This is a genomic window from Polyangium fumosum, from assembly GCF_005144585.1.
In the GTDB taxonomy this organism is placed as follows: Bacteria; Myxococcota_A; Polyangia; order Polyangiales; family Polyangiaceae; genus Polyangium; species Polyangium fumosum.
Genome location: NZ_SSMQ01000020.1, coordinates 65,348 through 91,885 on the forward strand (window position 1 = coordinate 65,348; position 26,538 = coordinate 91,885).

24 protein-coding genes are annotated in these 26,538 nt (G+C 69.5%); 12 read left to right on the plus strand and 12 right to left on the minus strand.

What is annotated here, in order from left to right:
• The first annotated feature begins 299 nt into the window (after positions 1 to 299).
• Entirely contained in the window at positions 300 to 2,984 is a 2,685-nt protein-coding gene (gene bamA / locus E8A74_RS20310; RefSeq protein ID WP_232379668.1) for an outer membrane protein assembly factor BamA, read from the plus strand.
• Positions 2,985 to 3,093: 109 nt separating this feature from the next.
• Entirely contained in the window at positions 3,094 to 3,897 is an 804-nt protein-coding gene (locus E8A74_RS20315; protein WP_136930691.1) for a rhomboid family intramembrane serine protease, read from the plus strand.
• Positions 3,898 to 3,945: 48 nt separating this feature from the next.
• Here the strand turns inward: E8A74_RS20315 and E8A74_RS20320 are convergent, their stop codons facing one another.
• The 9 genes from E8A74_RS20320 to E8A74_RS20360 all read right to left on the minus strand — a co-directional run bounded on the left by E8A74_RS20320 (position 3,946) and on the right by E8A74_RS20360 (position 15,363).
• The gene (locus E8A74_RS20320) at positions 3,946 to 4,287 is read right to left on the minus strand and encodes a hypothetical protein (RefSeq protein WP_136930692.1); all 342 of its coding nucleotides are present in this window, start codon (positions 4,285 to 4,287) and stop codon (positions 3,946 to 3,948) included.
• Positions 4,288 to 4,325: 38 nt separating this feature from the next.
• Positions 4,326 to 6,212 (minus strand): RNA polymerase sigma factor RpoD, encoded by a 1,887-nt coding sequence (gene rpoD, locus E8A74_RS20325; RefSeq protein ID WP_136930693.1) that lies wholly within the window; start codon positions 6,210 to 6,212, stop codon positions 4,326 to 4,328.
• Between the two features lie 108 nt (positions 6,213 to 6,320).
• Positions 6,321 to 8,246 carry a DNA primase gene (dnaG, locus tag E8A74_RS20330; RefSeq protein WP_136930694.1) on the minus strand — a complete coding sequence of 642 codons (1,926 nt, stop codon included), beginning with the start codon at positions 8,244 to 8,246 and terminating at the stop codon, positions 6,321 to 6,323.
• Positions 8,247 to 8,352: 106 nt separating this feature from the next.
• A complete protein-coding gene (atpC, locus tag E8A74_RS20335) occupies positions 8,353 to 8,907 on the minus strand; it encodes an ATP synthase F1 subunit epsilon (protein WP_136930695.1) in 555 nt (184 codons plus the stop codon).
• A 2-nt stretch (positions 8,908 to 8,909) separates the two neighbouring features.
• The gene (gene atpD / locus E8A74_RS20340) at positions 8,910 to 10,334 is read right to left on the minus strand and encodes a F0F1 ATP synthase subunit beta (RefSeq protein WP_136930696.1); all 1,425 of its coding nucleotides are present in this window, start codon (positions 10,332 to 10,334) and stop codon (positions 8,910 to 8,912) included.
• Between the two features lie 104 nt (positions 10,335 to 10,438).
• Entirely contained in the window at positions 10,439 to 11,263 is an 825-nt protein-coding gene (gene rsmA, locus E8A74_RS20345) for a 16S rRNA (adenine(1518)-N(6)/adenine(1519)-N(6))-dimethyltransferase RsmA (RefSeq protein ID WP_136930697.1), read from the minus strand.
• A gap of 67 nt (positions 11,264 to 11,330) precedes the next feature.
• Positions 11,331 to 12,983, minus strand: coding sequence for a DUF58 domain-containing protein (locus E8A74_RS20350; RefSeq protein WP_136930698.1), 1,653 nt, complete (start codon positions 12,981 to 12,983; stop codon positions 11,331 to 11,333).
• Positions 12,984 to 12,985: 2 nt separating this feature from the next.
• A complete protein-coding gene (locus tag E8A74_RS20355) occupies positions 12,986 to 13,957 on the minus strand; it encodes an AAA family ATPase (RefSeq protein WP_136930699.1) in 972 nt (323 codons plus the stop codon).
• A complete protein-coding gene (locus E8A74_RS20360; RefSeq protein ID WP_232379669.1) occupies positions 13,954 to 15,363 on the minus strand; it encodes a DUF4350 domain-containing protein in 1,410 nt (469 codons plus the stop codon). Before E8A74_RS20360 ends, E8A74_RS20355 begins: the two co-directional genes overlap by 4 nt.
• Before the next feature lie 778 nt (positions 15,364 to 16,141).
• Between E8A74_RS20360 and rpsP the strand changes: the two genes are divergently transcribed.
• Genes rpsP through E8A74_RS20410 form a run of 9 tightly spaced genes read left to right on the plus strand, consistent with a single transcriptional unit; the run spans position 16,142 to position 22,429 of the window.
• The gene (gene rpsP / locus E8A74_RS20370) at positions 16,142 to 16,396 is read left to right on the plus strand and encodes a 30S ribosomal protein S16 (protein WP_136930702.1); all 255 of its coding nucleotides are present in this window, start codon (positions 16,142 to 16,144) and stop codon (positions 16,394 to 16,396) included.
• A 33-nt stretch (positions 16,397 to 16,429) separates the two neighbouring features.
• A complete protein-coding gene (locus E8A74_RS20375; protein WP_136930783.1) occupies positions 16,430 to 16,663 on the plus strand; it encodes a KH domain-containing protein in 234 nt (77 codons plus the stop codon).
• Positions 16,660 to 17,208 carry a ribosome maturation factor RimM gene (rimM, locus tag E8A74_RS20380; RefSeq protein WP_232379671.1) on the plus strand — a complete coding sequence of 183 codons (549 nt, stop codon included), beginning with the start codon at positions 16,660 to 16,662 and terminating at the stop codon, positions 17,206 to 17,208. The genes E8A74_RS20375 and rimM overlap by 4 nt, the downstream gene beginning before the upstream one ends.
• A 12-nt stretch (positions 17,209 to 17,220) precedes the next feature.
• Positions 17,221 to 17,964: a tRNA (guanosine(37)-N1)-methyltransferase TrmD gene (gene trmD, locus E8A74_RS20385; protein ID WP_136930703.1), complete on the plus strand. Its 744-nt coding sequence runs from the start codon at positions 17,221 to 17,223 to the stop codon at positions 17,962 to 17,964.
• On the plus strand, positions 17,961 to 18,527 hold the full coding sequence (locus tag E8A74_RS20390; RefSeq protein ID WP_136930704.1) for an RNA methyltransferase: 567 nt from the start codon (positions 17,961 to 17,963) through the stop codon (positions 18,525 to 18,527). Before trmD ends, E8A74_RS20390 begins: the two co-directional genes overlap by 4 nt.
• Positions 18,528 to 18,567: 40 nt before the next feature.
• Complete coding sequence (gene queG / locus E8A74_RS20395) at positions 18,568 to 19,725, plus strand: tRNA epoxyqueuosine(34) reductase QueG (protein WP_136930705.1); 1,158 nt, start codon at positions 18,568 to 18,570, stop codon at positions 19,723 to 19,725.
• A 17-nt stretch (positions 19,726 to 19,742) separates the two neighbouring features.
• A complete protein-coding gene (locus tag E8A74_RS20400; protein ID WP_232379672.1) occupies positions 19,743 to 20,639 on the plus strand; it encodes a lysophospholipid acyltransferase family protein in 897 nt (298 codons plus the stop codon).
• A 12-nt stretch (positions 20,640 to 20,651) separates the two neighbouring features.
• Positions 20,652 to 21,383 carry a DUF72 domain-containing protein gene (locus E8A74_RS20405; protein ID WP_136930706.1) on the plus strand — a complete coding sequence of 244 codons (732 nt, stop codon included), beginning with the start codon at positions 20,652 to 20,654 and terminating at the stop codon, positions 21,381 to 21,383.
• A complete protein-coding gene (locus E8A74_RS20410) occupies positions 21,380 to 22,429 on the plus strand; it encodes a hypothetical protein (protein WP_136930707.1) in 1,050 nt (349 codons plus the stop codon). Before E8A74_RS20405 ends, E8A74_RS20410 begins: the two co-directional genes overlap by 4 nt.
• A 309-nt stretch (positions 22,430 to 22,738) precedes the next feature.
• Here the strand turns inward: E8A74_RS20410 and rpmB are convergent, their stop codons facing one another.
• From rpmB to E8A74_RS20425, 3 genes are all read right to left on the minus strand, one after another.
• Positions 22,739 to 22,963, minus strand: a complete 225-nt coding sequence (gene rpmB, locus E8A74_RS20415; protein WP_136930708.1) for a 50S ribosomal protein L28 — start codon at positions 22,961 to 22,963, stop codon at positions 22,739 to 22,741.
• A gap of 127 nt (positions 22,964 to 23,090) precedes the next feature.
• Positions 23,091 to 25,676 carry an ATP-dependent helicase HrpB gene (gene hrpB, locus E8A74_RS20420; RefSeq protein ID WP_136930709.1) on the minus strand — a complete coding sequence of 862 codons (2,586 nt, stop codon included), beginning with the start codon at positions 25,674 to 25,676 and terminating at the stop codon, positions 23,091 to 23,093.
• A gap of 14 nt (positions 25,677 to 25,690) precedes the next feature.
• Positions 25,691 to 26,008, minus strand: a complete 318-nt coding sequence (locus E8A74_RS20425) for a PH domain-containing protein (RefSeq protein WP_136930710.1) — start codon at positions 26,006 to 26,008, stop codon at positions 25,691 to 25,693.
• 156 nt (positions 26,009 to 26,164) lie between these two features.
• On the opposite strand from E8A74_RS20425, the gene E8A74_RS20430 reads away from it, so the two are divergent.
• Positions 26,165 to 26,536: a response regulator gene (locus E8A74_RS20430; protein WP_136930711.1), complete on the plus strand. Its 372-nt coding sequence runs from the start codon at positions 26,165 to 26,167 to the stop codon at positions 26,534 to 26,536.
• Positions 26,537 to 26,538 lie beyond the last annotated feature (2 nt).

Below are 26,538 nucleotides of genomic sequence, written 5' to 3' on the forward strand. Positions count from 1 at the left end.
GTGCCCCCCAGGAATCGACGGTGTACCCGCGTTCAGTGGACCGCAGGCAGGGGGATGCCATTACCCACGGAGCGCCGATCGGTCAAGCCACGGCGGCACGGTCGCGGCGGGCACGCCAGCTCCGAAACGCGTTCGTCCGAAGGGATTCTGCCGGCGAATCCGCGCCCGTCCCCATCGATCCGGCCCCCTTCCGACGGACGCCCCGCGTCCCGGGCGCCCTGCCGTCCACACATGGACATGGAAAACCAGCGGCTCCCACCTTGAGACCTCTGGCCCGCTGGGCTACGGGGAGGCGCCCCTTGTTTACGAAGCCCACCCCACCCATCCGCCTGACGAGCCGGCTCCGGCTCCTGTGGACGAGCGCCCTTCTGGTCGTCTTCACGATCGTTGGGCTCTCGCCTCGGGTGGCCTTCGCGCAAGGGGGCCCGCCTGCAGGCGCAGCGCCGCCCGCAGGCGCAGCGCCGCCAACAGCGGCGAAAGGTGCAGCAGGACAAGGCGCGGACGAAGGCGCAGACGAAGGCGAAGAGCCGCCCACGGCGCCGAACGGAAACGGCACTGGTGCGCCCGGCGCGCGTCCGGAAGAAGCCGCTCCGCCAGTGCCGACGCTCGCGCCGACCGAGGCCGATCTCGCGCGTGGCCAGCCCGTCGCGCGTGTGGTCATCGCGGGCAACCGTCGCATCTCCGCCGACGACATCCGCGCGTATCTCGGCACGGCGCGCGTGGGCAAACCCTTCACGCCGGAAGGACTTTCGCGCGACGTGCGCGAGCTCTGGGACTCGGGCTTCTTCGAGGACGTCGAGGCTGACCTGACCCGCCGCGACGACGGGGTCCACCTGCGGATCCTCGTGCGCGAACGTCCGAACATCAAGACGATCGAGTTCGACGGCAACCAGAACATCAGCGCGGAAGACCTCACGGAGGCGCTCAGCGTCGAGGTCAAGACCGGCACGATCCTCAGCTACAACGCGATCCGCCGCGGCATCCAGAAGCTGCGCGACAAGTACGCGGAGGAGGGCTACTTCCTCGCCGAGGTCTCGTACGAGACCGTCCCGCAGCGCGACAACGAGGTGCTGCTCCGCTTCAAGATCAAGGAGCACGAGCGGGTCACGGTCCGGCGCGTCACGTTCATCGGGAACCACAACATCCCCGACGCCGAACTGCGCGAGGTGATGATCACCGGGCAGGGCAGCTTCTTCGACTTCGGCACGGGCGGCGCGTTCCGACAGGATGCGTTCGAGCGCGACGTGCTCGTGCTCTCGGCGCTCTACTACGACCGCGGTTTCCTCTCGGTGCAGATCGCGACGCCGCGCGTGATGCTCACGCCGGATCGTACGGGCATCGAGGTGACGCTCACCATCAACGAGGGCCCGCGCTACAAGATCCGACAGCTCCGCGTCTACGAGCGTGACGCCGAGGGCAAGGAGATCGAGCCCATCGGCGGACGCAGGCGGCTGCGCGAGATGATCCGCGCGAAGAGCGGCGACTGGTTCAACCGCGCCGAGCTCGCCGCGGATCTCGGTCAGATCCAGACGATGTACCGGGATCAGGGCTACGCGAACGTGGAAGCCCCGCCCGCGACCGACCTCGATCCCGAGCGGCAAGAGGTCGACATCATCGTCGCCATCCGGCGCAACCAGCCGATCAAGATCGGGCGCATCGAGATCCGCGGCAACACGAAGACCCGCGACAAGGTCATCCGCCGCGAGATGGAGGTGTTCGAGGAGCAGCTCTTCAGCGAGTCGAAGCTCGAGCGCAGCAAGCGCCGCATCACGATGCTCGGCTACTTTGAGCGCGTCGACATCTCGACCGAGCAAGGCGACGACGCCGAGCACATCAACGTGAACGTCGAGGTCGTCGAGAAGCCGACGGGCACCTTCCAGGTCGGCGCGGGCTTCTCCAGCATCGAGAACTTCATCGCGACGGCGACGGTCCAGCAGCAGAACCTCTTCGGGCGCGGCCAATCGCTCGCCTTGCAGGCGCAGATCTCCGGCCTCCGTCAGCTCATCGACGTCCGGTTCTTCGAGCCGTACCTCTTCGACACGCAGTTCTCGGCGGCGATCAGCGCGTACGATCAGCTCCGCGTCTACAACGACTTCTCGCAGACCTCGCTCGGCGGCTCGCTCACGATCGGCTACCCGATCATCCAGCCCGAGCTCCGGGTGAACCTCACGTACACCCTCGAGTCGAACGAGATCTCCACGCAGACGACGTCGACGCTCTTCGGCACCGCCTCCGCGGTGAACTTCTTCCAGAGCGTGCCGCTCGCGAACGTCTACAACGACGGCATCACGTCGAGCATCCGGCCGACGATCACCTACGACACCCGCAACAACCAGCTCTTCCCGTCGGCGGGTATCTTCCTCCAGGGCTCGGTCGAGCTCGCCTCCAAGTACATCGGCAGTGAGCAGCAGTTCGTCCGGTTCCGGAACACCGCGCGCTTCTACTACCCGATCCGCGACTGGCTCGTCTTCAAGGTGAACAGCGAGTTCGGCGCGGTGACGAGCCCCTCGCCCGAGGGCGTGCCGATCTTCGCGCGCTTCTTCCTCGGCGGCATCCTCGACCTGCGCGGCTTCCCCCTCCGCAGCGTCGGCCCGCGCTTGACGCTGAACCAGACGCTCGATCCGAACGCGCGTCCCTTCCCCAACGGGACGAACATCGGCGGCAACCTGATGTACTACCAGAACGCCGAGCTCGAGTTCACGATCCTGGAGCAGGTCGGCATCCGCGGCGTGATCTTCACCGACCTCGGAAACGCCTGGAACCTCGAGCGCAACTACTGCGAGGCGAACCCGGCGTCGCCGTACTCCGTGACGAACCCCTGCTTCACGGCGTCGCAGCTCCTCAACGTCCGCACGTCCTGGGGCTTCGGTCTGCGCTGGTTCTCGCCGCTCGGCCCGCTGCGCTTCGAGTACGGCTTCCCGTTCAAGCCGCTGCCCTACGAGAAGTCGTCCGACTTCCAGTTCACCATCGGCAACTTCTTCTGACGACGACGGCTCCGCCACGAGCGGAGCCGAACCGCGGAGGACGGCTCACGGTGCCTTTCCTGCGCCCTCCGGTTGCCCGTCCGCGTTCCTGTTGGTAGCTCCATGGACGATGCGCCCTAGCCCCGTCCAGTTCGTCCTGCCTCGCCCCGGCAAGGCCATCAGCGGGATGATGATCGGCATCACCGTCCTGTGGGTCGGCCTCGCGCTGAGCATCAATTGGGTGGAGGTCGGGGCGGGTATCGCCCAGTTCATGGCCGGCACGACCTCGGGCGTGCTCCGCGGCCAGGTCTGGCGGCTCTTCACGGCCCCGCTCTTCCACGACACGTCGAGCCCTGGTCACTTCTTGATGACCATCCTCGGCCTGTACTTCCTCGCCCCCACGCTCGAGTCGCGCTGGGGCGCGCGACGGATGCTCATCTTCCTGTTCGGCGCGGGTGCGTTCGCGTTCGCCACGCAGGTCGCCGTGGGCGCGCTCGTACCCAAGCTGAACCAGGCCGTGTGGTTCGGCGGGCTCGGCATGATCGAGGCCGTCGCCGTGGCGTGGGCGCTGCAGAACCGCGACGCGCAGGTCCGCATGTTCTTCGTGCTGCCAGTGTCGGCCGGCGCGATGGTCGCGATCATCTTCGTGCTCTCCGTGCTGAACGTGATCGCGCTCAACCGGCACATGCCCGAGGGCCTCGTGACCCCGTTCGGCGGCATGCTGGCCGGCTGGCTCTTCGGCGATCGTTCGCCGCTCCGGCGCCTCTACCTCAAGCTACGCCTGCGCCAGATCCAGTCGCAGACGGCGGCCCTGCGCGCCGAGGCTGCGGCATCGGCGGCGGCTGCCCGCGCGCGCCGCGCCGCAGGGCCCCCGCTGCGCGTGATCGAGGGCGGCTCGAAGGCGCCCCCGAAGGACAAGCGCTACCTCAACTAGGGCGGACGCGGAGCGAACCCGGGGCGTGGGGCCGGCGCCCCACCGGGACTAGTGGGCCGGGATCGTCGCGCACGTTCGCACGTCGGCGAGCGTCTTTGCGTGGCTCAGGCAGGAGAACTCGCCGGACGCGCGGGGCTTGCCGACGAGGTCGCGCTTGCAGTCCGTGACGAACGACTCCTCCAGACGTTGTCCTTCGCTCTTCACGACGGCGACGGCCTTCTCCGCGGACGGGCTCGCTGCCTCGGGGAACTTCGCCTCGGCGGTCCAGAGCGCGTGCAGGTGCTCGCCTACGACCTTGCAGTCGTCCTCGGTCACGTTGCGCGCGCAGCCCGCCTGCGCGAGCGCGAGCGCCAAAAAAACGAGGGGCGCTCCCCCCGCGATCCATCGCATCGGAGCACCCCTCGGTTCCATTCGTTCCCCCGTGACGACTAGCTGTCGATGAAGCTCTTGAGCTGCTTCGAGCGGCTCGGGTGCCGGAGCTTGCGCAGCGCCTTGGCCTCGATCTGCCGGATGCGCTCGCGCGTGACCTCGAAGTCCTGGCCGACCTCTTCGAGCGTGTGATCGCTCTTCTCGCCGATGCCGAAGCGCATGCGGAGGACTTTTTCCTCCCGCGGGGTGAGCGTCTTCAGCACCTTCCGGGTCTGCTCGGCGAGGTTCATGTTGATCACCGCCTCGGCCGGCGAGATCACGCTCTTGTCCTCGATGAAGTCGCCGAGATGCGAATCTTCCTCCTCGCCGATCGGGGTCTCGAGCGAGATGGGCTCCTTCGCGATCTTCAGGACCTTGCGGACCTTGTCGAGCGGCAGCTCCATCTTCTCGGCGATCTCCTCGGGGGTCGGCTCGCGGCCGTACTCCTGCACGAGGTAACGCGAGGTGCGGATGAGCTTGTTGATCGTCTCGATCATGTGGACCGGGATGCGGATGGTCCGTGCCTGATCGGCGATCGCGCGTGTGATGGCCTGCCGGATCCACCACGTCGCGTACGTCGAGAACTTGTAGCCGCGCTTGTACTCGAACTTGTCGACGGCCTTCATGAGGCCGATGTTCCCCTCCTGGATCAGGTCGAGGAACTGCAGACCGCGGTTCGTGTACTTCTTCGCGATGGAGACGACGAGCCGGAGGTTCGCCTCGACGAGCTCGGCCTTCGCGCGCTCGGCCATGCGCTCGCCTTCGCGGATGCTCTCGTAGGTCCCGCGGATGGCCTCGACGTCGATGTTGAGCTCTTCCTCGACCTTCTTGAGCCCCTTCTGCGCGTTCTTCAGGGTCGATTCGAGGTCGAGCAGGTCCTCGCGCGAGACGTTCAGCTTCTTCGCGAGCCGCGCCTCGGCGAGCTTGTTGCCCTTCACCTTCGCGAGCTCACGGCGGAGCTCGGCCTTGCTCATGCCCGTGCGCTTCTCGATCTCGGTCGCGCCGGCCTCGGCCTTCTCCACCTTCGAGATGAGGCCCTTCAACTTCTGCACGATCTTGTCGATCGTCTTCTTGTTGAGGCGCATCTCCTCGAGCGTCGTCACGAGCTCGCCCGTGGTCAGCACGACCTCGGCGTCGAGCTGCTTGCGACGGCCGTCGGTCTTGACCTCCTTGCGCTCTTCGAGCAGGTCGGCCTTCTTCTTGTCGAGGCGCTTGACCTTGTCGATGAGGCGGATGATGCGGCGATCGGCCTCTTCCTCGTCAAACTCCTGATCGTCGCTCTCCGCGTCCTTGATGAGCTCTTTGACGCGGATCTTGTGCTTCCGGAGCTTCTCGCCGAGGTCGATGATCTCGCGCACCGCGATCGGCGAGTCGAGGATCGCGGCGTTGACCGTCTGCTCGCCCTGCTCGATGCGCTTGGCGATCTCGACTTCGCCCTCGCGCGTGAGGAGCGAGACGCTCCCCATCTTGCGCAGGTACATCCGGACGGGATCGTTCGACTTCGAATAGTAGTCGACGTCCTCTTCCTCGCGGTCCTGCGTGACGACGAGCTTCTTGTCGCTCGCCTCTTCATCCGCGATCCGCTTCGGCGCGATCTTCACCTGCGTCGCGCCGTCGACGATCTCGATGTCCTCGTCGCCGAGGGCGCCGACGACGTCGTCGAGCTGATCGGGGGAGACGTCCGCGGGCAGCGCGTCGTTCACCTCGTCATACGTGAGGAAGCCCTTCGTCTTGCCCGCATCGACGAGCTTCTCGAGCGCCTTGCGCGGATCCGACTTCCCCGCCCCATCCGGTGCCTGCGACTTCGTCCCGCGGTCCCCCCGAGCGCCTTGTGCGGCTCCGCCGCCACTTTTCCCCGCGCCCGATCCGCTTGCCCGACCCGCAGACTGCTTGGCCTTGCTCGCCATCCCATTCGCTCCACCGGGCCCACGTCGGGCCACGTGCTTCAAGGAACCACATCGAGAAAAAAACGTTCGTCACGCTCGCGCGGACTCATGCGCGCGCAAAAAAGCACGTCAGCCGAGCCCCAACTTGGCCTTCGCCTGACGCACCGCCTCACGAAGCAGCGCCGCCTCGCGCTCCACATCCCCCAGCGGCGCGACTCGTTGAAGCTCGTCCACTGTCGCGGCTTTCTCGCGTGACAAGCTCAAGCGTCTCAACTTCCCTGCGTTCTTTAAGAGCTCTTCCCTCGCCACATCGGCCGTCTCGAAGACGGGCGACGCGAGCCGTCCAGCCGCGAATGCTTGGATCGACGCCGGGATGTGCGCAAGAAATTCGTCGGGAATAAGTTGCGTTTCCGCCCCAAGAGACTGACGCACCGCGCCAGCGGCCAATGCGAGATCGCCATCCAGCACGTCGAGGGCCTCCATCACTTCAGGGTCGTCGAGCAGAACGGGATGGTCGAGAAGTGCACCCATGATGTGTTCCCCCATCTCTTGGACCTGGGAACGCGAACGCGCTCGGTGACCTGGCACGGTGGTCTCGGCCGCACGTAGCTCCACAGGGTGTTGCCCGTCGTACCTCGTTGCCTGTTCGAGGAGCTGTTCGACTTGACGCAGATCGGCCGGCGCCGTGCCGCCCACGATGAGCTTCGACGAGAGCCGATCGGCGTACGTCTTCAGCATGAGGCGCTTCACGGGGTCCTTTTGTTCCCCGAGGAGGTTTGCCACCGCACGCATGCGCGCGAGTTTGCCGTCGGTCGTGGCGTCGTTGAAGGAGTCGTTCTGGAGCGCGTCCTCGATGAGGTGCTCGTAGAGCTCCTTCGCGCTTTTGAGGACGCTCTTCAGCGCCTCGGGGCCCTTGGTTCGCACGAGCTCGTCGGGATCGAGCTTCGCGGGGAGCGTCGCCGCGCGCCCTTCGAGGCCGCCCTCGTGGACCGGGAGGCGCGCGGCCCACGTGGCCTTGCGTCCGGCGGCGTCGCCGTCGAAGAGGATCGTCACGGTGGGCGCGAAGCGCTTGAGGAGCTTCGCCTGCGTCGTCGTGAACGCGGTGCCGAGCGGGGCGATGACGTTGCAGAGGCCACGCGCGTGCAGGCTGAGCACGTCGAAGTTGCCTTCGACGAGGGTCGCCTGGCCCTCTTGCCGGATCGCGTGCCGCGCCTGGTGCAGCCCGAACAGGTGTTCGCCCTTCGTGTAGATCGGCGACTCGGGGCTGTTCATGTACTTCGCCGGCGGCTCGCCCGCCGTCGATGGTTGGAGCCCCAAGCGTCGCATCTCGTCGGGCGTGGGCTCGGGGAGGCTCCGGCCGCTGAAGGCGATCACGCGGCCCTGCACGTCGGTCACCGCGAACATGAGGCGATGCCGGAACCGATCGTAAAACCCCGTGCCTGAGCTGCGCGCGACGAGCAGGCCCACCTTCTCGGCGACGATCGGCGAGACCCCTTGCCGCTTGAGGAAGCTCGCGAGCCCGTCCCAGCCCGGCGGCGCGTAGCCCACGCGAAATGCTTGCAGCGCGTCGGCCACGGGTCCCGTTGCCTCGTGCGTGTCGAGCCCGCGCCGCGCGAGCTCGGCGAGCGCGTAGTGCGCGAGCGGATGCGCGCTCGGGCCGCGCATGCTCTGCTCGAAAAACGTCGCCGCGAGGTGGCTGACGGCATACAGGTCGTCACGCGCGCGCCGCGCTGCGTTCGCCTCGCGCCGCTCGGCCTCGGTCGCGGTCTCGATGATCTCCACGCCGCTGCGCTCGGCCAGCGCGCGCACCGCCTCGGCGAAGTTCATGCCCTCGACCTTCATGATGAAGTCGATGGCCGTGCCGCTCTCCTTGCAGCCGAAGCAGTGGAAGATGCCGCGCTCCGGATTCACGTGGAAGCTCGGCGACTTCTCCTTGTGGAACGGGCAGAGCCCGACGAACGATCGACCGCGCCGGGTGAGACGAACGGTCTCGCCGATGAGCGACACGAGATCCGTGCGTTCCTTGACCCGCGCGATCGTGTCAGCGTGAATCATCGTCCTGAGGCATCAAGATAACGACAAACACGCCGATCGTCCCGAGCCCGTGTCTCGAAACGAATCGGCGTGTCCGTGGGATTCGCCTCCGGGGGAGGAGGCTCTTTCAGGCGTCGGGGAACGCGGAGCCCGGCTTCTTGTGATCCGTGAGGCTCTCGTCGGGCGTCTGGCCGTCGACCATCTCGTTGACGGGTGGCGCTTCGGCGTTCGCCGCGAGGAAGCGCGTGTCTTCACGCACGAGCGGCAGCGGCGGATCGCCGATCAGCTCGAGCTGCGTGGCGAGCCACTGCTCCTCTTCGATGAGCGAGCGGCGCTTCGGATCCGTGAGGTCGCCCTGCCAGTGGTCGAGCTCTGCGTCGACCTCCTTCAGGCGCAGGCGAACCCGGACGACGTCGACGTCGTCCTTGTGGACGTACTTCTCTGTGAGGAGAAGCGCCTTGTCGCCCACGACCTCGACGAACCCGTGCGCGACGGCGAGGCGCTGCTCTTTGCCGGCCTCGTGGTACGTGACGAGGCCGGTGCGGAGCGCCGCGAGCAGCGGCAGGTGGCCCGGCATCACGCCGAACTCCCCCGCCACGCTCGGCGCGGTCACGTCCGTGACCTCCTTGCGCAGCGCGACGCCCGTGGGCGTCACGATCTCCAGCAGGATCGTGTCGGCCATGATCAGGCCCGCTTGCCCTCGGCCCGCGCCTTCACCTCGTCGATGCCGCCGGCCATGTAGAAGTCCTGCTCGGCCACGTGATCGAGCTTGCCGTTGATGATCTCCTCGAAGCCCGAGATCGTGTCCTTCAGGCTCACGAGCTTGCCCTGACGGCCGGTGAACTGCGCGGCGACGAAGAACGGCTGCGAGAGGAACTGCTGGATCTTGCGGGCGCGCTGCACGACGAGCTTGTCGTCCTCGCTGAGCTCGTCCATGCCGAGAATCGCGATGATGTCCTGCAGGTCCTTGTAGCGCTGCAGCGTCTGCTGCACGCGACGCGCGACCGAGTAGTGCCTCTGTCCGACGATTTGCGGATCGAGCATCGTCGAGTTCGAGTCGAGCGGATCGACGGCCGGGTAGATGCCGAGCTCGCTGATCGCGCGCGAAAGAACGGTCGTCGCGTCGAGGTGGGCGAAGGCCGTCGCGGGCGCGGGATCCGTGAGATCGTCGGCGGGGACGTAGATCGCCTGCACGCTGGTGACCGAGCCCTTCGTCGTCGACGTGATGCGCTCCTGGAGCGCGCCCATCTCCGTCGCGAGCGTGGGCTGGTAACCGACGGCGCTCGGGATACGGCCGAGGAGCGCGGACACCTCGGAGCCGGCCTGGGTGAACCGGAAGATGTTGTCGACGAAGAGGAGCACGTCCTGGCCTTCCTCGTCGCGGAAGTACTCGGCGACCGTGAGCGCCGAGAGCGCGACGCGGGCGCGCGCGCCGGGCGGCTCGTTCATCTGGCCGTAGATCAGCGCGGCCTTCGAGATGACGGGCGCGCCGGACTCGAGCTTCGACTCGCTCATCTCGAGCAGGAGGTCGTTGCCCTCACGCGTCCGCTCACCGACGCCCGCGAAGACCGACACGCCGCCGTGCGCCTTCGCGACGTTGTTGATGAGCTCCATGATGAGCACGGTCTTGCCGACGCCGGCGCCGCCGAACAGGCCGATCTTGCCGCCCTTGCGATAGGGCGCGAGCAGGTCGATGACCTTGATGCCTGTCTCGAAGATCTCGACCTTCGTCGACTGATCGACGAACTTCGGCGGATCCTTGTGGATGGGCGCGAACTTCTCCGCGTTCACGGGGCCGGCCTCGTCCACAGGCGCGCCGACGACGTTCAAGATGCGTCCGAGGCAAGCGTTGCCGACCGGCATCATGATCGGCTTGCCCGTGTCACGGACCTCCATGCCCCGCACGAGGCCGTCCGTCGTGTCCATCGCGACGGCGCGCACGGTCGACTCACCGAGGTGCTGCGCCACCTCGAGCGTCAGGTTGTCGCTCTCCCCGGAGATGCTGGGGTTCGACAACTTGAGCGCATTCAAAATCTTCGGAAGCTGGCCCGCCGGAAAGTCGACGTCGACGACGGGGCCGATGACCTGGGTAATCTTTCCAACCGACATGGGGCGGGGCTCCTCCAGCGAATCGCTATGACGACGAACGCGCGCGGCCACTACCACGGCCATCGTGGACTGTCGAGGGGTCCGGAGCGGATGAACAGCGGTCTCTAGCCCTTCATCGCCGCAATCCGGGCGAAATCCTCGACGGCCAGCGTTTCACCACGCACGTCGAGCGAGATCCCGGCCTCCCGGGCGCGCGCTTCGAGGTCGTCCTTGGACCAACCGTAGAGCCCGCGCCAGGCATTTCGCAGGGTCTTTCGCCGCGCGCCGAACGCGGAGCGAACGGCCTCGCGAAACGCATCGGTCTCCACGGCCCGCGCTGGCCTGTGCGGCGCGAGGACGACCACCGCAGAGTCGACGTCCGGGCGCGGGTAAAACGCGCCGCCGCGCACGGTGAGCAAGCGCTTCACGTCGAACGCAGCCTGCACGAAGACCGTGAGCGCGCCGTAGGTCTTCGATCCAGGAGGCGCGACGAGCCGATCGGCGACCTCGGCTTGCACCATGAACACCGCGCGATCGATACGATCCGCGAGTCCGGTCGCCCGCTCCAGGAGCGCGCCGGTGATCTGATAGGGGAGGTTGCCCGCGAGCACGTGCGGGCGCGGGCCGACGAGCTCGGCCGCCCAGTCGACGGCGAGCGCGTCGGCTTCGAGGATCGAGACGCGCCCTTCGGCGATCGGCGCTTCGAGCTCGGCCGACAGGAGCGGGACGAGATCACGATCGCGCTCGATCGCCACGATCTTCGCGGCGCGTTCGAGCAAGGGGCGCGTGAGCGCGCCGAGGCCCGGCCCGATCTCGAGCACGGTGCCGCCCGGCGGGGTGGTCGCGGCTTCGGCGATCGCGCGGGATGCGGAGACGTCGACCAGGAAGTTCTGGCCAAACCTCTTCTTGGGCGAGAGGCCGCGCGAGCGGAGACGTTCTGCGATCGACATGGCAGGCTCGTGATCTCGAAAGACGTTCGTTGGTGTTCCAACCGATGCACGGAGGGCGACGTACCGATCAGGTCGCCTTCGGGTCCGCGGCGTCGGGGCGCTTCGTCGTCGTGGCGCGGATCTTCGTGACGCGCACGCCGAGGCGACGGAGCACGGCCTCGCTGCGGCTGACGGCGACACGCGTGCGGACGAGCACGGCCTCGGCAGCGACACCGGCGGCCTCCTCCCACGTGGCTCGGCGCGCCCCGTCCGCGACCTCCTCCGAGGGCGAGCCGTCCGCGCGCGTCGGCGGATCCCAGGGCGGGAGCAGGCCCGGATCGAACTGCGGCATCGACCAGGTGATCGACGCCGAGTGACGCGCGAGGCGACGCAGCGCGTCCATGACGGGTTTTTCCTGGGCGACCTCGGAGGGCGCGGGCGCGACGACGTGCACGACGCTCGGCTTGGGCTTGCTCTTGACGATCTGCGCGAGGACCTCGGCGAGCATGAAGCCGGACTCGTGGCGCTCGGCCTCGCCGCGTGGAGGCGACTCGATGCCGTAGGCCGCGAGGTAGCGACGGAGCATGCGCTCGCGCGGGCTCCGGCCCTCGGGCGAAGGCGGCGCGAAGGGCGCACGGGGGCGAACCGCGTCGGCGCGCGACGCGAGCCTGTCGAGATCGCCGCGGCGCAGATCGGACAAGCCGCGCACGTCGAGCGGCCTCAGATGTTCGAGGACCCGGACGGCCACGTCGGCCTCGTCGAGATCACTGCGCGAGGCGTCGTGCGTGCCCGTCGCCGTGACGAGCAGGTGCGCGAGCTTCTGCCCGTGCGCGGGTCCCTGGTCGGGCGGGACGAACGCGCGCACGGTCGACGCGTAGACCGCGAGGCCTACGCGATCGCCGCGCGAGAGGTACCGCGTGCAGATCGACGCCGCCTCGTCGATCGCGAGATCGAGCGGGGCGCGACCGAGCGGGCCGGCCCAGAGCTCGACCGAGGCGTCGAGCACGACCCACACGACGTCGCGCTCTTCGCGCTCGAACTCACGCACGAGCAGGACCCCGCGCCGCGCGCTCGCCTTCCACGCGATGCGCCGGAACGGATCGCCTGGCATATGCTCGCGCAGCTCGCGCAGATCGCTGCCCTCGCCGCGGGCGCGACCAGGCCGGCCGCTCGATGCGAGCAGCTTGCTGCGACCGCCGCGCGGGGAGGGGAGCCACGCCGCGAAGGGACGCGGCAGGACCTCGACGCCGAAGGGGTTCGCGAAGGTGAGAGGTACCTCGAAGAGGCCGGGCGCGCCGTGCACCTCGAGCGCGAGACCGTGCACGCCGTGTTGTCCCACGCGCGGCGCGTGCACCGAGACCTTCACCTTGAGCCGCCCGGAGGCCATCACCTCTCCTGCGGAGGGCTCGATCGTGATCTGGAGCTGCGACGAGGCGATCGGCCGCAGGCGCACGTACCGCGCGGCGAGCGTGTCGCGGTTGCGCACCTCGGCTTCGATCTCGATCGTGCTGCCGCGTCCCGTGCGCACGACGCGGCGCGGCCCGCTCCACAGCATCTCGAAGCCGGCGGCGCGGATGCGCGAGACCGAGACGAGCGTGACTGCGCGGGCAAGCGCCATCGCGAGTAGCATCGCTCCTCCCCAGCCGACGATGGCCGGCTCGCGCGCGACGAGGCCGACGCCCGCGACCGAGATCGCGGCGATGCTGAGGTGCGCCGCCGTGCGCGTGGGAAAGAGCTGCATCGCTAGACCGGCCGCACCGCGCGCCGGTAGGCCACGCGCTGCACGGCGTCCTCCACGACCGCATCCCGCGCGCGCGCGTCGCCTTCGGCCTCGGGCACGAGCACGAGCCTGTGCGAGAGGACCGACGTCGCGACGCCGCGCACGTCGTCCGGCGTGACGAACGGACGACCTGCGATCACGGCCGCGCTCTTTGCGGCCTGCACGAGCCCGAGCGTCGCGCGCGGCGATGCGCCGAGGAGCACGCGCGCATGCGAGCGGGTGAAAGTCGTCAGGCCGACGGCGTACTCGTAGAGATCGTCCTCCACGTGGATCCGTCGCGCGATGCTTTGCAGCGAGAGCAACTCCTCCACGCTGAGCACCGAGCGCGCGCGTGGCGGATCGGCGTTGTGCGCGCGGAGCATCGCCACCTCGTCCTTCGCGTTCGGGTAGCCGATGGCGACTCGCACGAGGAACCGATCGATCTGCGCCTCGGGCAGCGGGTACGTCCCTTCGAGGTCGATCGGGTTCTGCGTCGCGAGCACCATGAACGGCGCGGGTAGCTCGAACCGGTCGCCCTCGATCGTCACCTGCCGCTCCTGCATCGCTTCGAGCAGCGCGGACTGCGTCTTCGCGGGCGCACGGTTGATCTCGTCGGCGAGCACGACGTTCGCGAAGATCGGACCCGGCCGCAGCGAGAACGTGCCTTCCTTCGGCGAGAGCACGTACGTGCCGGTGATGTCGGCGGGCAGGAGATCCGGCGTGAACTGGATGCGCCGCACCGAGGCGCCGAGCGCCGATGCGTACGCCTTCACGAGCGTCGTCTTGGCGACGCCGGGCACGCCCTCGAGGAGCACGTGGCCCTGCGCGAGCAGCGCGGTGAGCATGAGATCCACGGTGCGCGGGGGACCGATGTAGACGCGCGTGATCTCCCGGCGGAGCGCGTCCAGCCGCTCTTTGGCGGCGGCGATCTCCTCGATGGCGACGGCCTGGGTCAAGTGGCGCTCTCCTCTGCGGGTGCGGGCGGGCTCGGGGTTCGTGAGGGGTTGCTCGTCGGGCTCGTTCCCGCCGGGCGATCGGGTGTCTTCTCGTGGTTCGCGTTGCCGTGGCCGAGCGGCTCGGGGGTGATCGCGCCCGCCTTGGCGAGCACGTCCCTCACGACGGCGGCGGCGTTCCGGAGCGCCGCGCGGGGCACGCGCACCGGCCGGCCCGCGACGACGGAGGCTTCGGCTTTTTGCATCACGTCGAGGACATCTTTCAAGGCCGAGCGGCCACGCTCGTCAAGGCCTCCCGCGCGCTCGGCCGCAGAAATCACCGCGTCCGTCGAAGGATCGAGGGGCGCGCCGAGCTTGTGCGAGAGCGCCTCGACGAGCGCGCTCTTCAGCTCGAGCAGGAGCAGCCCCGGCGGCGACGATGGCGCCGAGAGCAAGGCGAAACGCCCGGCCACGCCACCCTGCGCCACGAGCGGCACCGGTCGCGCGAAGCGCGGCTGCGGGCTCTTGTACGGCCGCCCCGCGGCCCGCGCGACCCACGCTGCCACGCCGACCACCGCGAGCAGCGCGAGCAACCAATGCGCCCAGCTCGGCAGCCCGTTCTGACGTGCCTCCGCGAGGGCGTCGCTGATCGATCGGAGCTGGCTCTCGATATCCTTGCGCAGCGTCGACTTGCCGCCGAACGAGCCCTCCTCGGAGAAGCGGTTGGCGACGATGAAGAGCCGGCCGCCTTGCCGTTCGCCGCCGTCCTCGTCGACGAGGTAGTGCGCGAGGCCCACGGCGAACGAGCGGTTGCCGGGGTAGCGCAGCATCTGGTTGATGAGGCCCGAGGGATCGCCCAGCGCGAAGAGCCGGCCCTTGCCGACCTGGCCCGCGACCGCGACGATCGTCGGAGGCTCGCCGACGGCGCGCACCTCGAGCACGGGCGAGAGGTTCGGGTGGCGGAGCCCCGTCGCGTGGTTCGTGACGAACTGCTGCACGTTCGCGACGACCGGGTGCGGGCCCGTGAGTTGCCCCTTGTCGCCGGTGAGCACGGGCTCGGCGATCGCGAGCTGCGGGTTGTTGCGCAGCGCTGCCACGGGGCGTGAGGGCAGAACGGTCCGCTCGATGTGGAAGCGCCGCAGCGTCTCCTCGCCGCGGCCGTAGTCGTCCACGATCGCCAGGCGCCCGCCGGCCTTCATGAAGGCGGCCGTTTCTTCGGGATCCATGCTCTGGAGCGGGTGCAGGACGAGCACACCGTCGTTCGGCGTGATCTCGTTCCAGTCGAGCACGGCGACGGCCTTGACGCGTCCGTCGCCGAGCTCGTTCACCGCGAGCCCGTAGAGCTCCGAGCAGCCCTCCCACGTCGTGTCCGCGACGTCGAACGCGGTGGCGCGTGCGTCCACAGAGGCGAGCCCGATGCCGAGCGCCACGCAGATCACAAGGGAACGGCGTGCTTGCTTCGCCGCGCCCCGCGTTCGCGCCTGGGGCCTCGGCGACGAGGACGAAGCCCGAGAGGGCTGCGTTGCACGGCGCTCTTGCTCCGGCGATCTCACGCCATCCTGCGTCATATGAGGCGGCGAGCATATCACCGTCGTCCCGGGCGATAAGCTTGACCCCGTTACTCTCATTGCTAGATTCGACTCGTGAACGGGCCCATTCTTGCTAGGCACGTTCATCCGAGCGACGCCACAGACGCGGTGCGGAGGAGTCCGGATGCTACCTCCTTTCATCATCGAACAAATCCGACAACGGGAAGAGAGGGAGCGCCAGCAGCGTGAGGAGAACCGACCGCGCCTGGAGCTTCCGCTCGAGCGGTACCCGGCTCCGCGTCGTCCTGGAAACGGGCCGAAGGAGCCTCACGAGGATGAAGACGACCCGAATCGTGGCGTGATCATCCTCGAGATCGGCTGATTTCCCGTCTGTCCCCTTCGCCGGGCGGGTTCCCGCACGGCGCTTCTTTCTTCATTTCGTCCCATCCCCATGTTTTTCGCGGCCGCGGGGTGCGTCCGGGCCGCAAGCTCGCGAGCGTTCCAGGCGAGGATCGGGCGGGACAAATTTTGCGTCTTGTTCGGCCTTGACCGGTGGGGGGGTTCTGCCTACCCTTCGCCCCCCGTTCCCCTGGCGTCGTGCGTCGGGGGATCGCGAATGCGAGCGGGTCATGCCCGCACCCGGCAAGCGCCGGATCTCCAAGAAGACCGAGGTTCACCGATGGCCGTTCATATCCGCCTCGCCCGGGCGGGCACGAAGAAGACCCCGTTCTACCGTATCGTCGTCGCCGACCAGCGCGCTGCCCGCGGAGGCCGGTTCATCGAACGTTTGGGCACGTACGACCCGCGCCGCAACGAGATCCGCCTGGACACGGCGCGCGTGAAGCACTGGCGCGACGTCGGGGCCCAGCCCTCGCACACGGTCGAGCTTCTGCTGAAGCGCCCGGACGTCGTCGCGGCGACGGTGGCGAAGTAACGAGGCATGGCGCCGTCTCCTGCGTCCTCCACCATGCTGCTGGATCTCGTCGCGCTCATCGCGCGGTCGCTCGTGGATCATCCCGAGAAAGTGACCGTTCGCGAGGTCACGGGAGACAGGTTCCCGCGCATCGAGCTCAGCGTGGCGCGTGAGGACATCGGCAAAGTGATCGGCAAGGATGGCCGCACCGCGCAGTCGATCCGCGCGCTCCTCAACGCGGCCGCCAGCAAGGCGGGCCTCCGGGCCCACCTCGACATCCTGGATTGATCCCGCGTAAGCGCGCCACGACCGAGGCCGATGCCCCGCGACGGTTTGTCGCCGTCGCGGAGATCGCGCGCTCGCACGGGATCCAGGGCGAGGTGCGTCTCAAGGTGTACCACGAGGGCTCGGAGCTCCTCGGGCACCGGCCGACGCTCAAGCTGCGGCTTCCCGACGGCGTGGAGCGCGCGGCCGACATCACGTCGATCAGGAGCGCAAACAAGGCCGTGCTCGCGCGGCTCGCGGGCGTCACCGATCGGGATGCCGCCGACGCGCTACGCGGGGCGATCCTGCTCGTCCCGAGGGACGAGTTCCCGCCGCTCGACGAAGGCGAGTTTTACGCGTGCGACATCGAAGGTGCGCGCGCTGAGCTCGGCTCCGGCGAGGTCGTGGGTCGTGTCCTCGCGCTGGCCTCGTACCCGACCTGCGAGGTGCTCGTCGTCGAACGCGCGGACGGCACGAAGATCGAGGTCCCGCTGCTCGACGACTTCGTCGCCTCCGTGGAAGCCGACGCCGGGGTCGTCCGGCTCGTCACGATCGACGGCCTCACCTGACGAGGCGCGCGCATGCGTGTCGACATCGTCACCCTCTTTCCCGAGATGTTCGAGCCATTCCTGTCGACGGGGATGGTCGGCCGCGCGGCGCGCGCAGGCGCGCTCGACGTGCGTTGCGCGAACCTGCGCGAGCATGGGCTCGGGCGCCATCGCAGCGTCGACGACACGCCGTACGGCGGCGGCTCCGGGATGGTGATCCGCGTCGACGTCGTGGTCGGCTGCATCGAGGCCGTCGAGGCGCGAGCACGCGAGGGGCGCGAGGGTGCGGAAGCAGAACGCTCGCACCGCGTGTTGCTCTCTCCCCAAGGAAGCGTGCTCGACCAGCGCAAGGTCGAGGCGCTCGCTTCGCTGCCGTGGATCTCGCTCGTGTGTGGCCGGTACGAGGGCTTCGACGATCGGGTGCACGCGTTCGTCGACGAGGAGATCTCGCTCGGGGACTTCGTGCTCGCGGGCGGCGAGGTGGCGGCGATGGCGATCGTCGACGCGTGCTCGCGGCTCTTGCCCGGCGTGCTCGGCAGCGCCGACTCGGCGATGCACGAGTCGCACAGCCCGGCGATGGACGGGCTGCTCGAATACCCTCACTACACGCGGCCCGAGGAGTTCCGAGGGATGAAGGTGCCCGAGGTGTTGAAAGGCGGTAACCACGCGGCGATCTCGGCCTTTCGGCGCGAGCAGGCCGAGGCGCGCACGGCCGCGCGCAGGCCCGATCTCCTGGAGCGGGCGAAGCGCCTTCGCGCCGAGCGAGGTGCGTCGTGACGAAGGTCGCGCTCGCGCTGGTTCACCACCCCGTGCTCGATCGCGGCGGGGAGATCGTGACGACCGCGATCACGAACTTGGATCTCCACGACATGGCGCGGAGCGCGCGCACGTTCGGCGTGCTCGAGCTTCACATCGTGCATCCGGTCGCGGCGCAGCGGCTGCTCGCCGAGCGCATCCGTGATCACTGGATCCACGGCTCGGGCAAGAAGCGCATCCCGGATCGCGCGGACGCGCTCGACGTCCTGCGGATCGTGCCGAGCCTGGAGGACGTCTACGCGTCGCTCGCGCCGGGCGTGGGGCGCGCAGGGATCGAGCTTTGGACGACGGCGGCCTCGGCGAAGCGGAGCCCCGTGACGAACTATCCCGACGCGCGCGCGCGTCTTTCGCAAACAGACAAACCCGTGCTCATCACGTTCGGGACGGGGTGGGGCCTCGCGGGTGAGCTCGTCGCGTCGGCCGACGTTCGCCTCGCGCCGATCCACGCCGCGGAGAACACGGGCTACAATCACCTGAGCGTGCGCGCGGCGTGCGCGATCGTCCTCGATCGGCTGTTCGGGTAGCTCGATCGCAGCGCGGACGGCGCGCGGGGAGGCAACACGGATGTCCGCGAGCGACGTCGATCAGCGGGTCCGAGAGCGCGCATTCGAGCTCGGCTTCGACGTGGTCGGCGTGGCGCGCGCCGACGAGCCGCTCGACGTCGAGCACGATCGCTACCGCGCGTTCATCGAGGCCGGGATGCACGGCACGATGCGGTACCTCGAAGAGCACGTCGAGGAGCGGCGGCGGCTCGACACGGAGGCGATCCTCCCGGGCGCGCGGAGCGTCGTGTGCGTGGGTCGCCGGTATGCCCGCTCGGCCGAGGCCGAGGCGTATGATCCCGAGGTCGCGCGCGGGATCGCCCGCTACGCGCGCGGGCAGGACTATCACCTCTTCCTCCGCAAGAAGCTGCGCCGGCTCGCCGAGTTCATCCGCGGCCTCGGGCCCGGCATCGACGCGCGACCGCTCTGCGACATCGAGCCGTTGATGGAGCGCGCGTGGGCGGCGCGCGCCGGTCTCGGGTTCGTGGGGAAAAATGGGCTCTTGATCGTCCCGGGGCAGGGGAGCTTCGTCATGCTCGGCGAGGTCGTCACGACGCTCGTGCTCACGCCGGGCGTGCCGATGCACGAGCGCTGCGGCGCGTGCACGCGTTGCCTCGACGCCTGCCCGACGGGCGCGTTCCCGAAGCCGTTCGTGCTCGATGCGCGGAAGTGCATCTCGTACCTCACGATCGAGCAGTACGAAGCGCCGCCCGAGGAGCTGCGCGCGGCGATCGGCGAGCACCTCTTCGGCTGCGACGTTTGCCAGGAGGTTTGTCCCTACAACCGGACCGCGCCGCCGTCCGAGGCGCGCACGCAGCAGTTCCATCCGCTACCGCGCTGGTCCGAGATGCGGCTCTCGGATCTCGCGTCGCTCGAGGAAGAAGCGTTTCCCGAGACGACCCAGGGGACGCCGCTGCGGCGGGCGCGGCGCGGCGGGCTCGCGCGGAACGCGGCGATCGTCGCGGCGAACCGGCTCGCGCGGGATCCCGCGGGGCCGAGCGCCGAGGACGACGTGCGGACGCTGGAACAGGCCGCGGCGCACGACGACGCGGCGGCGCGCGAGGTCGGGGTGTGGGGGCTTCTGCGGATCGGCAAGCCGGTCCTCCGGGAGCCTGGATCCAGCGGCCCCGACGAGGACATCGTCGATCCCGACGCGCCGCCCTTTGCGCCGCGCCGTTGAGCCGCTAGGGGGGCCCCGTGGGGATCGGAGACGACCTCGGCAAGCTGCTCGACGATCTGCGCCGGCACGACTCGGTGCTCTGGCGACGCGCGCTCGACGCAGGCGTGACACACGGCCCGCGTCCCTTCGTGCGGTACGCGCCGCCGCTCATCGGCCTCGCCTTCGGGATCGCGCTTGGTCGGCAGCGGCGCGCGGTCCGGAAGAACCTCCGGCGCGCGCTCGGTCCGCGGAACGTGCTCGTCGAGAACGTCGACGTCGCGCGGGTCTTCGCGAGCTTCGCGAGCTGCTTGACGGAAGCGTTCCTCGTGGGGCGTGATCGGCCCGAGCGCCTCGTCGGGCTTTGCGCATCGGACGAGAACTACGTGCGCGCGGCGAACGAGGGGCGCGGCGTGATCATCGCGACGGCGCACACGGGCGGCTGGCAAGCCGCAGGCCCGATCTTGCGCAGCGTGCACACGGCCGACGTCGTCGTGGTGATGGCGCACGAGCGCGACGAGCGAGCCGAGGCATTGACCGACGACGCGCGCGACAAAGCCGGTGTGCGGATCGTACACGTGGGGACGAGCCCGCTCGACGCGTTGCCTCTGCTCTCGCATCTCCGGCGCGGCGGCGTCGTGGCGGTCCAGATCGACAGGCTCCCGAAGGGCATGCGTGGACGTGAGGTCACGCTCTTCGATGAGCCCTTCGTCGTCCCCGAGGGCCCGCTCTCGCTCGCCGCCTTGAGCGGGGCGCCGATCGTGCCCGTCTTCACGCGGCGGCTGGGTTACATGCGCTACGAGGTGCGGAGCTGTCCGCCGATCTCGCTGCCGCGCCGGCCCAGCGAGGACGAGCTCTCCCACGCCGCGCGTCGCATCGCGTCCGCGATGGAAAGCTTTTTGCGCGAGAACCCCACGCAGTGGTTCCACTTCGAGTAAAGAGACCCCGCCATGGCAAGACTCCACGTGGGCCTGCACGCCCTTCAGGGCGACATCAAGAAGTACAAGGATCAGCTCGATCTGGTGGAGATCCGCCCGGTCGACATGTCGCTGCCCGGCGCGCCCGGCCTGCGAAAGTGGCGAAAATCGGTGCCGCCCGCCTTCGTGTTCAGCGTGGTCTTGCCGCGCGTCGTGGCCGAGCTCGCCCCTGGCAAGGCGCTCGACGACGCGCTCGCCACCTCGCTCGAGGTCGCGACGACGCTCGAAGCGCGATGCATCGTGCTCTCGACGTCGACCGAGATCCGGCCGACCGCGGCGAACCGCAAGCGCATCGCCGCGCTCTTCGCGCGGATCCCGGGCGAAGGCGCGCTTCGCTTCTGGGAGCCGCGTGGCATGTGGGAGCGTGAAGACGTGATCGACACGGCGCGCGCCGCGGGCGTGCTTCCGGTCTTCGACGCCGCGCGCGACGATCTGCCGCGCGGATCCGTGGTCTACACGCGTCTCCGATCGCTCGGCGCGCAGACGATGCTCTCGGCCGCGGCGCTCGATCGCGTGGCGCGTAGGCTCGGCGAGCGTCGGGACATTTTCTTGGTGGTCGAAGGAACCCGCGGCGCCGCGATCCGCGCGAAGAGCACGCTCGTCGCCGCGCTCGCGCGCTCGGCCCGCGCGCCGGAGGCGGGCTCGATCATCGCGCCGGTCGCGCCGATCGTGCGCCCGCTCGTCGCAGAGGACGAGGAGCAGTGATCCGCGGCGCCCTCGCACTCGCGCGCTCGTCGACCACGCAGGGCCCGGCCCAGGCCGCGCTCGACGCCGGAGGCAGCGCGGCCGACGCGGTCATCGCCGGGTTTTTCGCGCTCGCCGGCCAAGATGCCTCCGTCCTGCTTTCGCCCGTCGTGGCGATCGTCGCGGGCGGAGGAGCCGGGGCGCGTGTGATCGATGGACGCTCGCTCCAGCCTGGAAAAGGTGCGGCCCGCCCGCGCGGGTGGAAGACCGAAAAAGAGATCCCATCGGGCGCATACGTCGCTGTGCCGCGATCCCTCGGGCTCATCGCGATCCTGCACGCGGCGCGTGGTCGCTCGGGGCTCGGCGGACTCGCGCGGGCCGGCGTCGCGGCGGCGGAGGCCGCGGGCGCGACGAAACGCGCGGCGCTGATCAAGCGCGTGGGGTCAGCAGGGCCGCTCGCGCTCGCCTCCGAGGAGGCGGTGAGCGCGCTGCTCGCGGCGGGAGGGCCCGTGGCGGGCGGTATCCTCACGGCCGAGGATCTGGAGAGCGCGATGCCCGAGGACGTGCCCGCCCGCACGACGTCGCTCGGAGCCGACGTGTCGGCGCTCAGCGTGCCCTGGGACGCGCCGCTCGGTCGGCTCCCGGTGGCCGACGCGATCCTCGCGTGCGACGGTCGAGGCCTGCTCGCAGCGCTCGTCGTCGTGCCGACGCGGCGCGAGCAAGGCGTGCTCGTGCCGGAGCTCGAGCTCGTGCTCGGCCGGCATGCGCAGCCGGTGCGGCGCGGAGTCCCGCGGACATCGCCAGGCGCGCCGCTCGACATGCCGGCGCCGCTCGCGATCGTGGGCAAGTCCGGATTTTACGCGGCCGTGGCGCTGCTCGGGAAGGCAGGCGTCGACGTCGCGGCGCTGCGCCCGCTCGCCGAGGGGTGGCCGGCCGAAACAGCCGTCGCGGAGCTGCGGGAGAAGTCAGGCGCGCTCACGGCGATGGCCTTGCTGCGGGATGCGCGGGACGCGCGGTCCTTGGTCTCGACCGGGGACGCGACGGCGCGAGCCAGCGACGAGCCCTGAGGGGGTGTTGTTTCGCAGCGCCTCGCCGGGGTTTCACCCCGGACCCGACCAGGGGCTCTTCGCCCCTGGACCCGAACCAGGGCACGGCCCTGGACCGCTGGTGCATCGACCGCGATGCGGTCGATGCAAAGCTCGGAAAGCCTACGAAACACCCTCTGAGCCGACGAGCCGCTCGCTCGCTCACTGCTCGGAGAACACATAGACAAAAAGCAGACGCGCCCCCGAGTGGAGGCGCGCTCTTCCGTGCCAGCGTTGCCTTCGTCTACACGCACACGCTCTGCACGGCGCGGCGACGAGCCCAGGCCGAGCCTAGAGCGCGACGCCGTACCGCTTCGCGTACGCGACGACGCCCAGCTTGTCGATGGTGCGGATGTCGCGCGTGGTGAGGCTCAGCGTGACGTAGCGCTTGAGCTCCGGAACCCAGAGCCTGCGGGTCTGGATGTTCACGTTCTGCCAGCGCTTGGTCTTGATGTTCGAGTGGGAGACGTTCTGCGCCAGAAGCTTCCGTTTCCCAGTGATGTCGCTCTTCGCCATGACGTCCTCAGCAGGCATTTCGCGCGTCGCGCGCGGGACCCGTCGCTCGGGGCTGCGGAAAGTGGCGGAAGAGGCCGGGCATGTCAAGCACGAGTGGAGTCTTTCCATCGCGAACGTGCGCGCAGCCTCAAGACGGGCGCATTCCTTTAGGGAGAGGCGGCGTCGCATGCCGGGGATCGTCCGGCCAGGCGTGTTTCGGGTAGCGGCGCCGGAGCTCGCGCGCGATGGCCGGGTAGTGCCGCTCCCAGAAGCCGGCGAGGTCCGTCGTCACCTGGACCGGGCGCTGGTTCGGCGCGCAGAGGTGGAGCACGACCGGCACCCGGCCCCGCGCCACGCGGGGGCCTTCCGCCAAGCCGAAAAAGTCCTGCAGGCGCGAGGCCGCCGAGACCGTGCCGTCAGGGCCATATTCGAGCCGCAGCCGTCGTCCGCCCGGGAGCTGCATCGTCTCGGGCGCCCACTCGGCCACGCGCCGCGCCTGCTCCGGGGTGAGCCGCTCGCCGAGGGCCGCGCCGAGATCGGCCTCCCGCAGCTCGGCAAAGCTCTGCCGGCCCACGCAGAGCGCGCGCAGCGTCTCCACGATCGCAGCCTCGTCGAGCACGGGCAGGCCCGCCTCGGGGCAGTGCGTCCGGACGAATGCGACCCGCGCGAGCCACGTGTCGAGGCCGTCGCCGCGGACGAACGTGCGATAACCGCGGGCGCACGCCGCCTCCGCGAGGGCCTGCCCGATGCGCTGGATCGAAGCGGGATCGGTGGCCGCGACGCGTGACTCCTCCAGCACGAGGCCCTCGTACGCGAGCCGCCGCGTGACCTCGACGCGCTCCTGCGCCGCGTTCCAGCGGACGTCCGTCGTGTCGGTGATCGCGTCGGTGAACAGGTCGAGCAGCCAGTCGGCTTCGACGGCGCTCGCGGCGCGCACGACGACGCGGCCCTTCATGCCCTCCGTTCGCTCCTCGACGTCGACGGCGACCACGTACTCCTCGGTACCGAGCACGCTCGACTCGGCGAGCACGGCCGAGCCGCCGGTGGCGAACACGATCTCGCGGCCGCTCCTGCCCGTCGCCGTCTCGGGCCTGCGCACGCGGCCCACGCGATCGGGGTACCCCGCGAGCGTCGCGAGCAGCAGCGCGCGCTCGTGATCGGGCGCGCTCGCGGGCCGCGGAGCCTTGCGACGATCGACGAGGCGCGCGAGCTGCTTGGCGGCGCGATCCACGGCGAAGACACGCGTCGGATCCAGCCCGAGCGCGCGGAGCCGATCCGGCGCATGCCCTTCGAGCTCGGCCATCTCCAGTTGATCGAGCGCGTGCAAAAGATCCGACCGGTGCTCCTGGACGCGCCCGCCTCCACGTCGCGAAGACGCGCCCGAGACGCTCACCTCGCGCTCGCCGAGCAGCGCCGCGAGCACGCACCCTTCCTCGGCGACGCCACGCGCCTCGGCCTCCACGATCAGCCGCGCCTGCCGAGGATGCGCCGGGAACCGCAGCATGCGCCGGCCGAGCGGCGTCACGCGGCGCGCCTCGTCGATCGCGCCGAGGCGCCGCAAGAGCTCTTCGGCCGCGGTGACCGCGGCGCGGGGCGGCGGATCCAGAAAGGGCAGCTCTTCGAGCGGACCCACGCCCGAGGCGCAGAGCTCGAGCACGGTCTCGGCGAGATCCACGCGCAGGATCTCGGGCGCGTCGTGCTCGGGCCGCGCGAGAAGATCTCCACGCGTGAAGAGACGCAACGTTCGGCCCGGTCGTGTCCTCCCCGCGCGGCCCGCGCGTTGCGCCGCCGAAGCCCGCGCGATCTTCGCGACCTTGAGCGTCGGCAGGCCCGACCACGGCGCATACGACGCGACCCGCGCGAGGCCGCTGTCGATCACCGCGACGACGCCGTCGATCGTCACGCTCGACTCGGCCACGTTCGTCGAGAGGATCACCTTGCGTCGATCCGCCGGACGCACCGCGCGATCCTGCTCGGCCGGCGTGAGCATCCCGTGCAGCGGCAAGACGAGCAGGCGCTCGGCGTCCGCGATCGGCCGGAGCGCCTCACCCGCGCGGCGGATCTCCGCGGAGCCCGGCAAGAACACGAGCACGTCGCCGTCGAGCCCCTCACGCACGAGGCGACGCACCGCGGAGGCGACCTGCGCTTCGAGCGGCCGATCGTCCGCGCGCTCGAGGTGCTCGATCGCGACGTCGTACATCCGGCCCATCGAACGCACGATCGGCGCGTCGAGCCACGCCGCGATCGGATCCGCTTCGAGCGTCGCCGACATGACCACGAGCCCGAGATCCTTGCGACGCTCGCGCGTGAGGCGCGCGAGGAGCGCGAGCGAGACGTCCGCGTGCACGTGCCGCTCGTGGAACTCGTCGAGGACGACGACCGAGACGCCTTCGAGCGTCGGATCCCGCACGAGCCTGCGCGTGAGCACGCCCTCGGTGACGAAGCGGATGCGCGTCGCGGGGCTCGACACGTCCTCGAAGCGCATCGTGCAGCCGACGGTCTCGCCGAGCTTCTGGCCCATCTCCTCGGCCACGCGCCGCGCCGCCATCCGCGCGGCGAGGCGCCTCGGTTCGAGCACCAAGATCTCCCCCGCACCCGCGAGCCCGGCCTCGAAGAGCGCGCGCGGCACGCGTGTCGTCTTGCCCGCGCCCGGCGGCGCCTCCAGGACGAGCCGGCGCCGCTCGGCGATGGCTGTGCAGATCTCGGGGAGCGACGGCTCGATCGGTAACGTCATCACGTGGTCCGCGGCTACCTCGTACGCTCACGCAGCAGGGCGAGCACGGCCTCGTGATCGTCCGGCGTGAGCGCGATCTTCACGAAGCTACCCCGGTCGAGCACGAGGCATCGATCCTTGCCAGGCCGCTCCATGTCGAGGTGGAACCAGTACGGCGCCGGGCCCATGCCCCAGAGCCGCAGCTTGCCCGTGAGCCAGCCCATCGGCGTGTCGTCCACGCGACGGATCTCGCTGTACGGGATCCGCTTGCTGCCGACGGGAAAGTAATATCGCTTGATGGTGAGCGCATCGTCGTCACACACGACGTGCGCATCTTCGTACAGGACGGTCATGGGCGTGACGTTGGGGGCAGGTGACCCTGGAGACAATACCCCCGACCTGCGCTCGGGGGCGATGGAGCGGCGATCGGAGCGGCTCGATCTGGCCCGCACCCGGGTCTCGATGTAGAAGGGACGAACGGGCCCTTCGGGGCCGGAGCGAGTGAAATCATGCGAGTGCTCGTCTGCGAAGATCAGGACGCCATCCGCCGGATGATCGAGACGCTGGTCGGTTCGAGCGGTCACGAGGTGGTGGGCGTCGCCACGGGCGCGCAAGCCGTGGAGCGCGCCTCGACCGAGCGGTTCGACATCCTGCTGCTCGACCTCATGCTCCCGGGCACGCTCGACGGCTTCGAGGTCTGTACGCGCCTGCGCCGTGACCCGTCGACGAAGGATCTGCCGATCTTCGTGATCAGCGCGATGGACGATCCCGAGTCACGCGCGCGCGTGAAGGAAGCCGGCGCGACCGCGTTCTACGCCAAGCCCTTCCGGCCGCTCGAGCTCCTGAAGGACATCCAGGCCATCGCGGCCACCATCAAGTGACA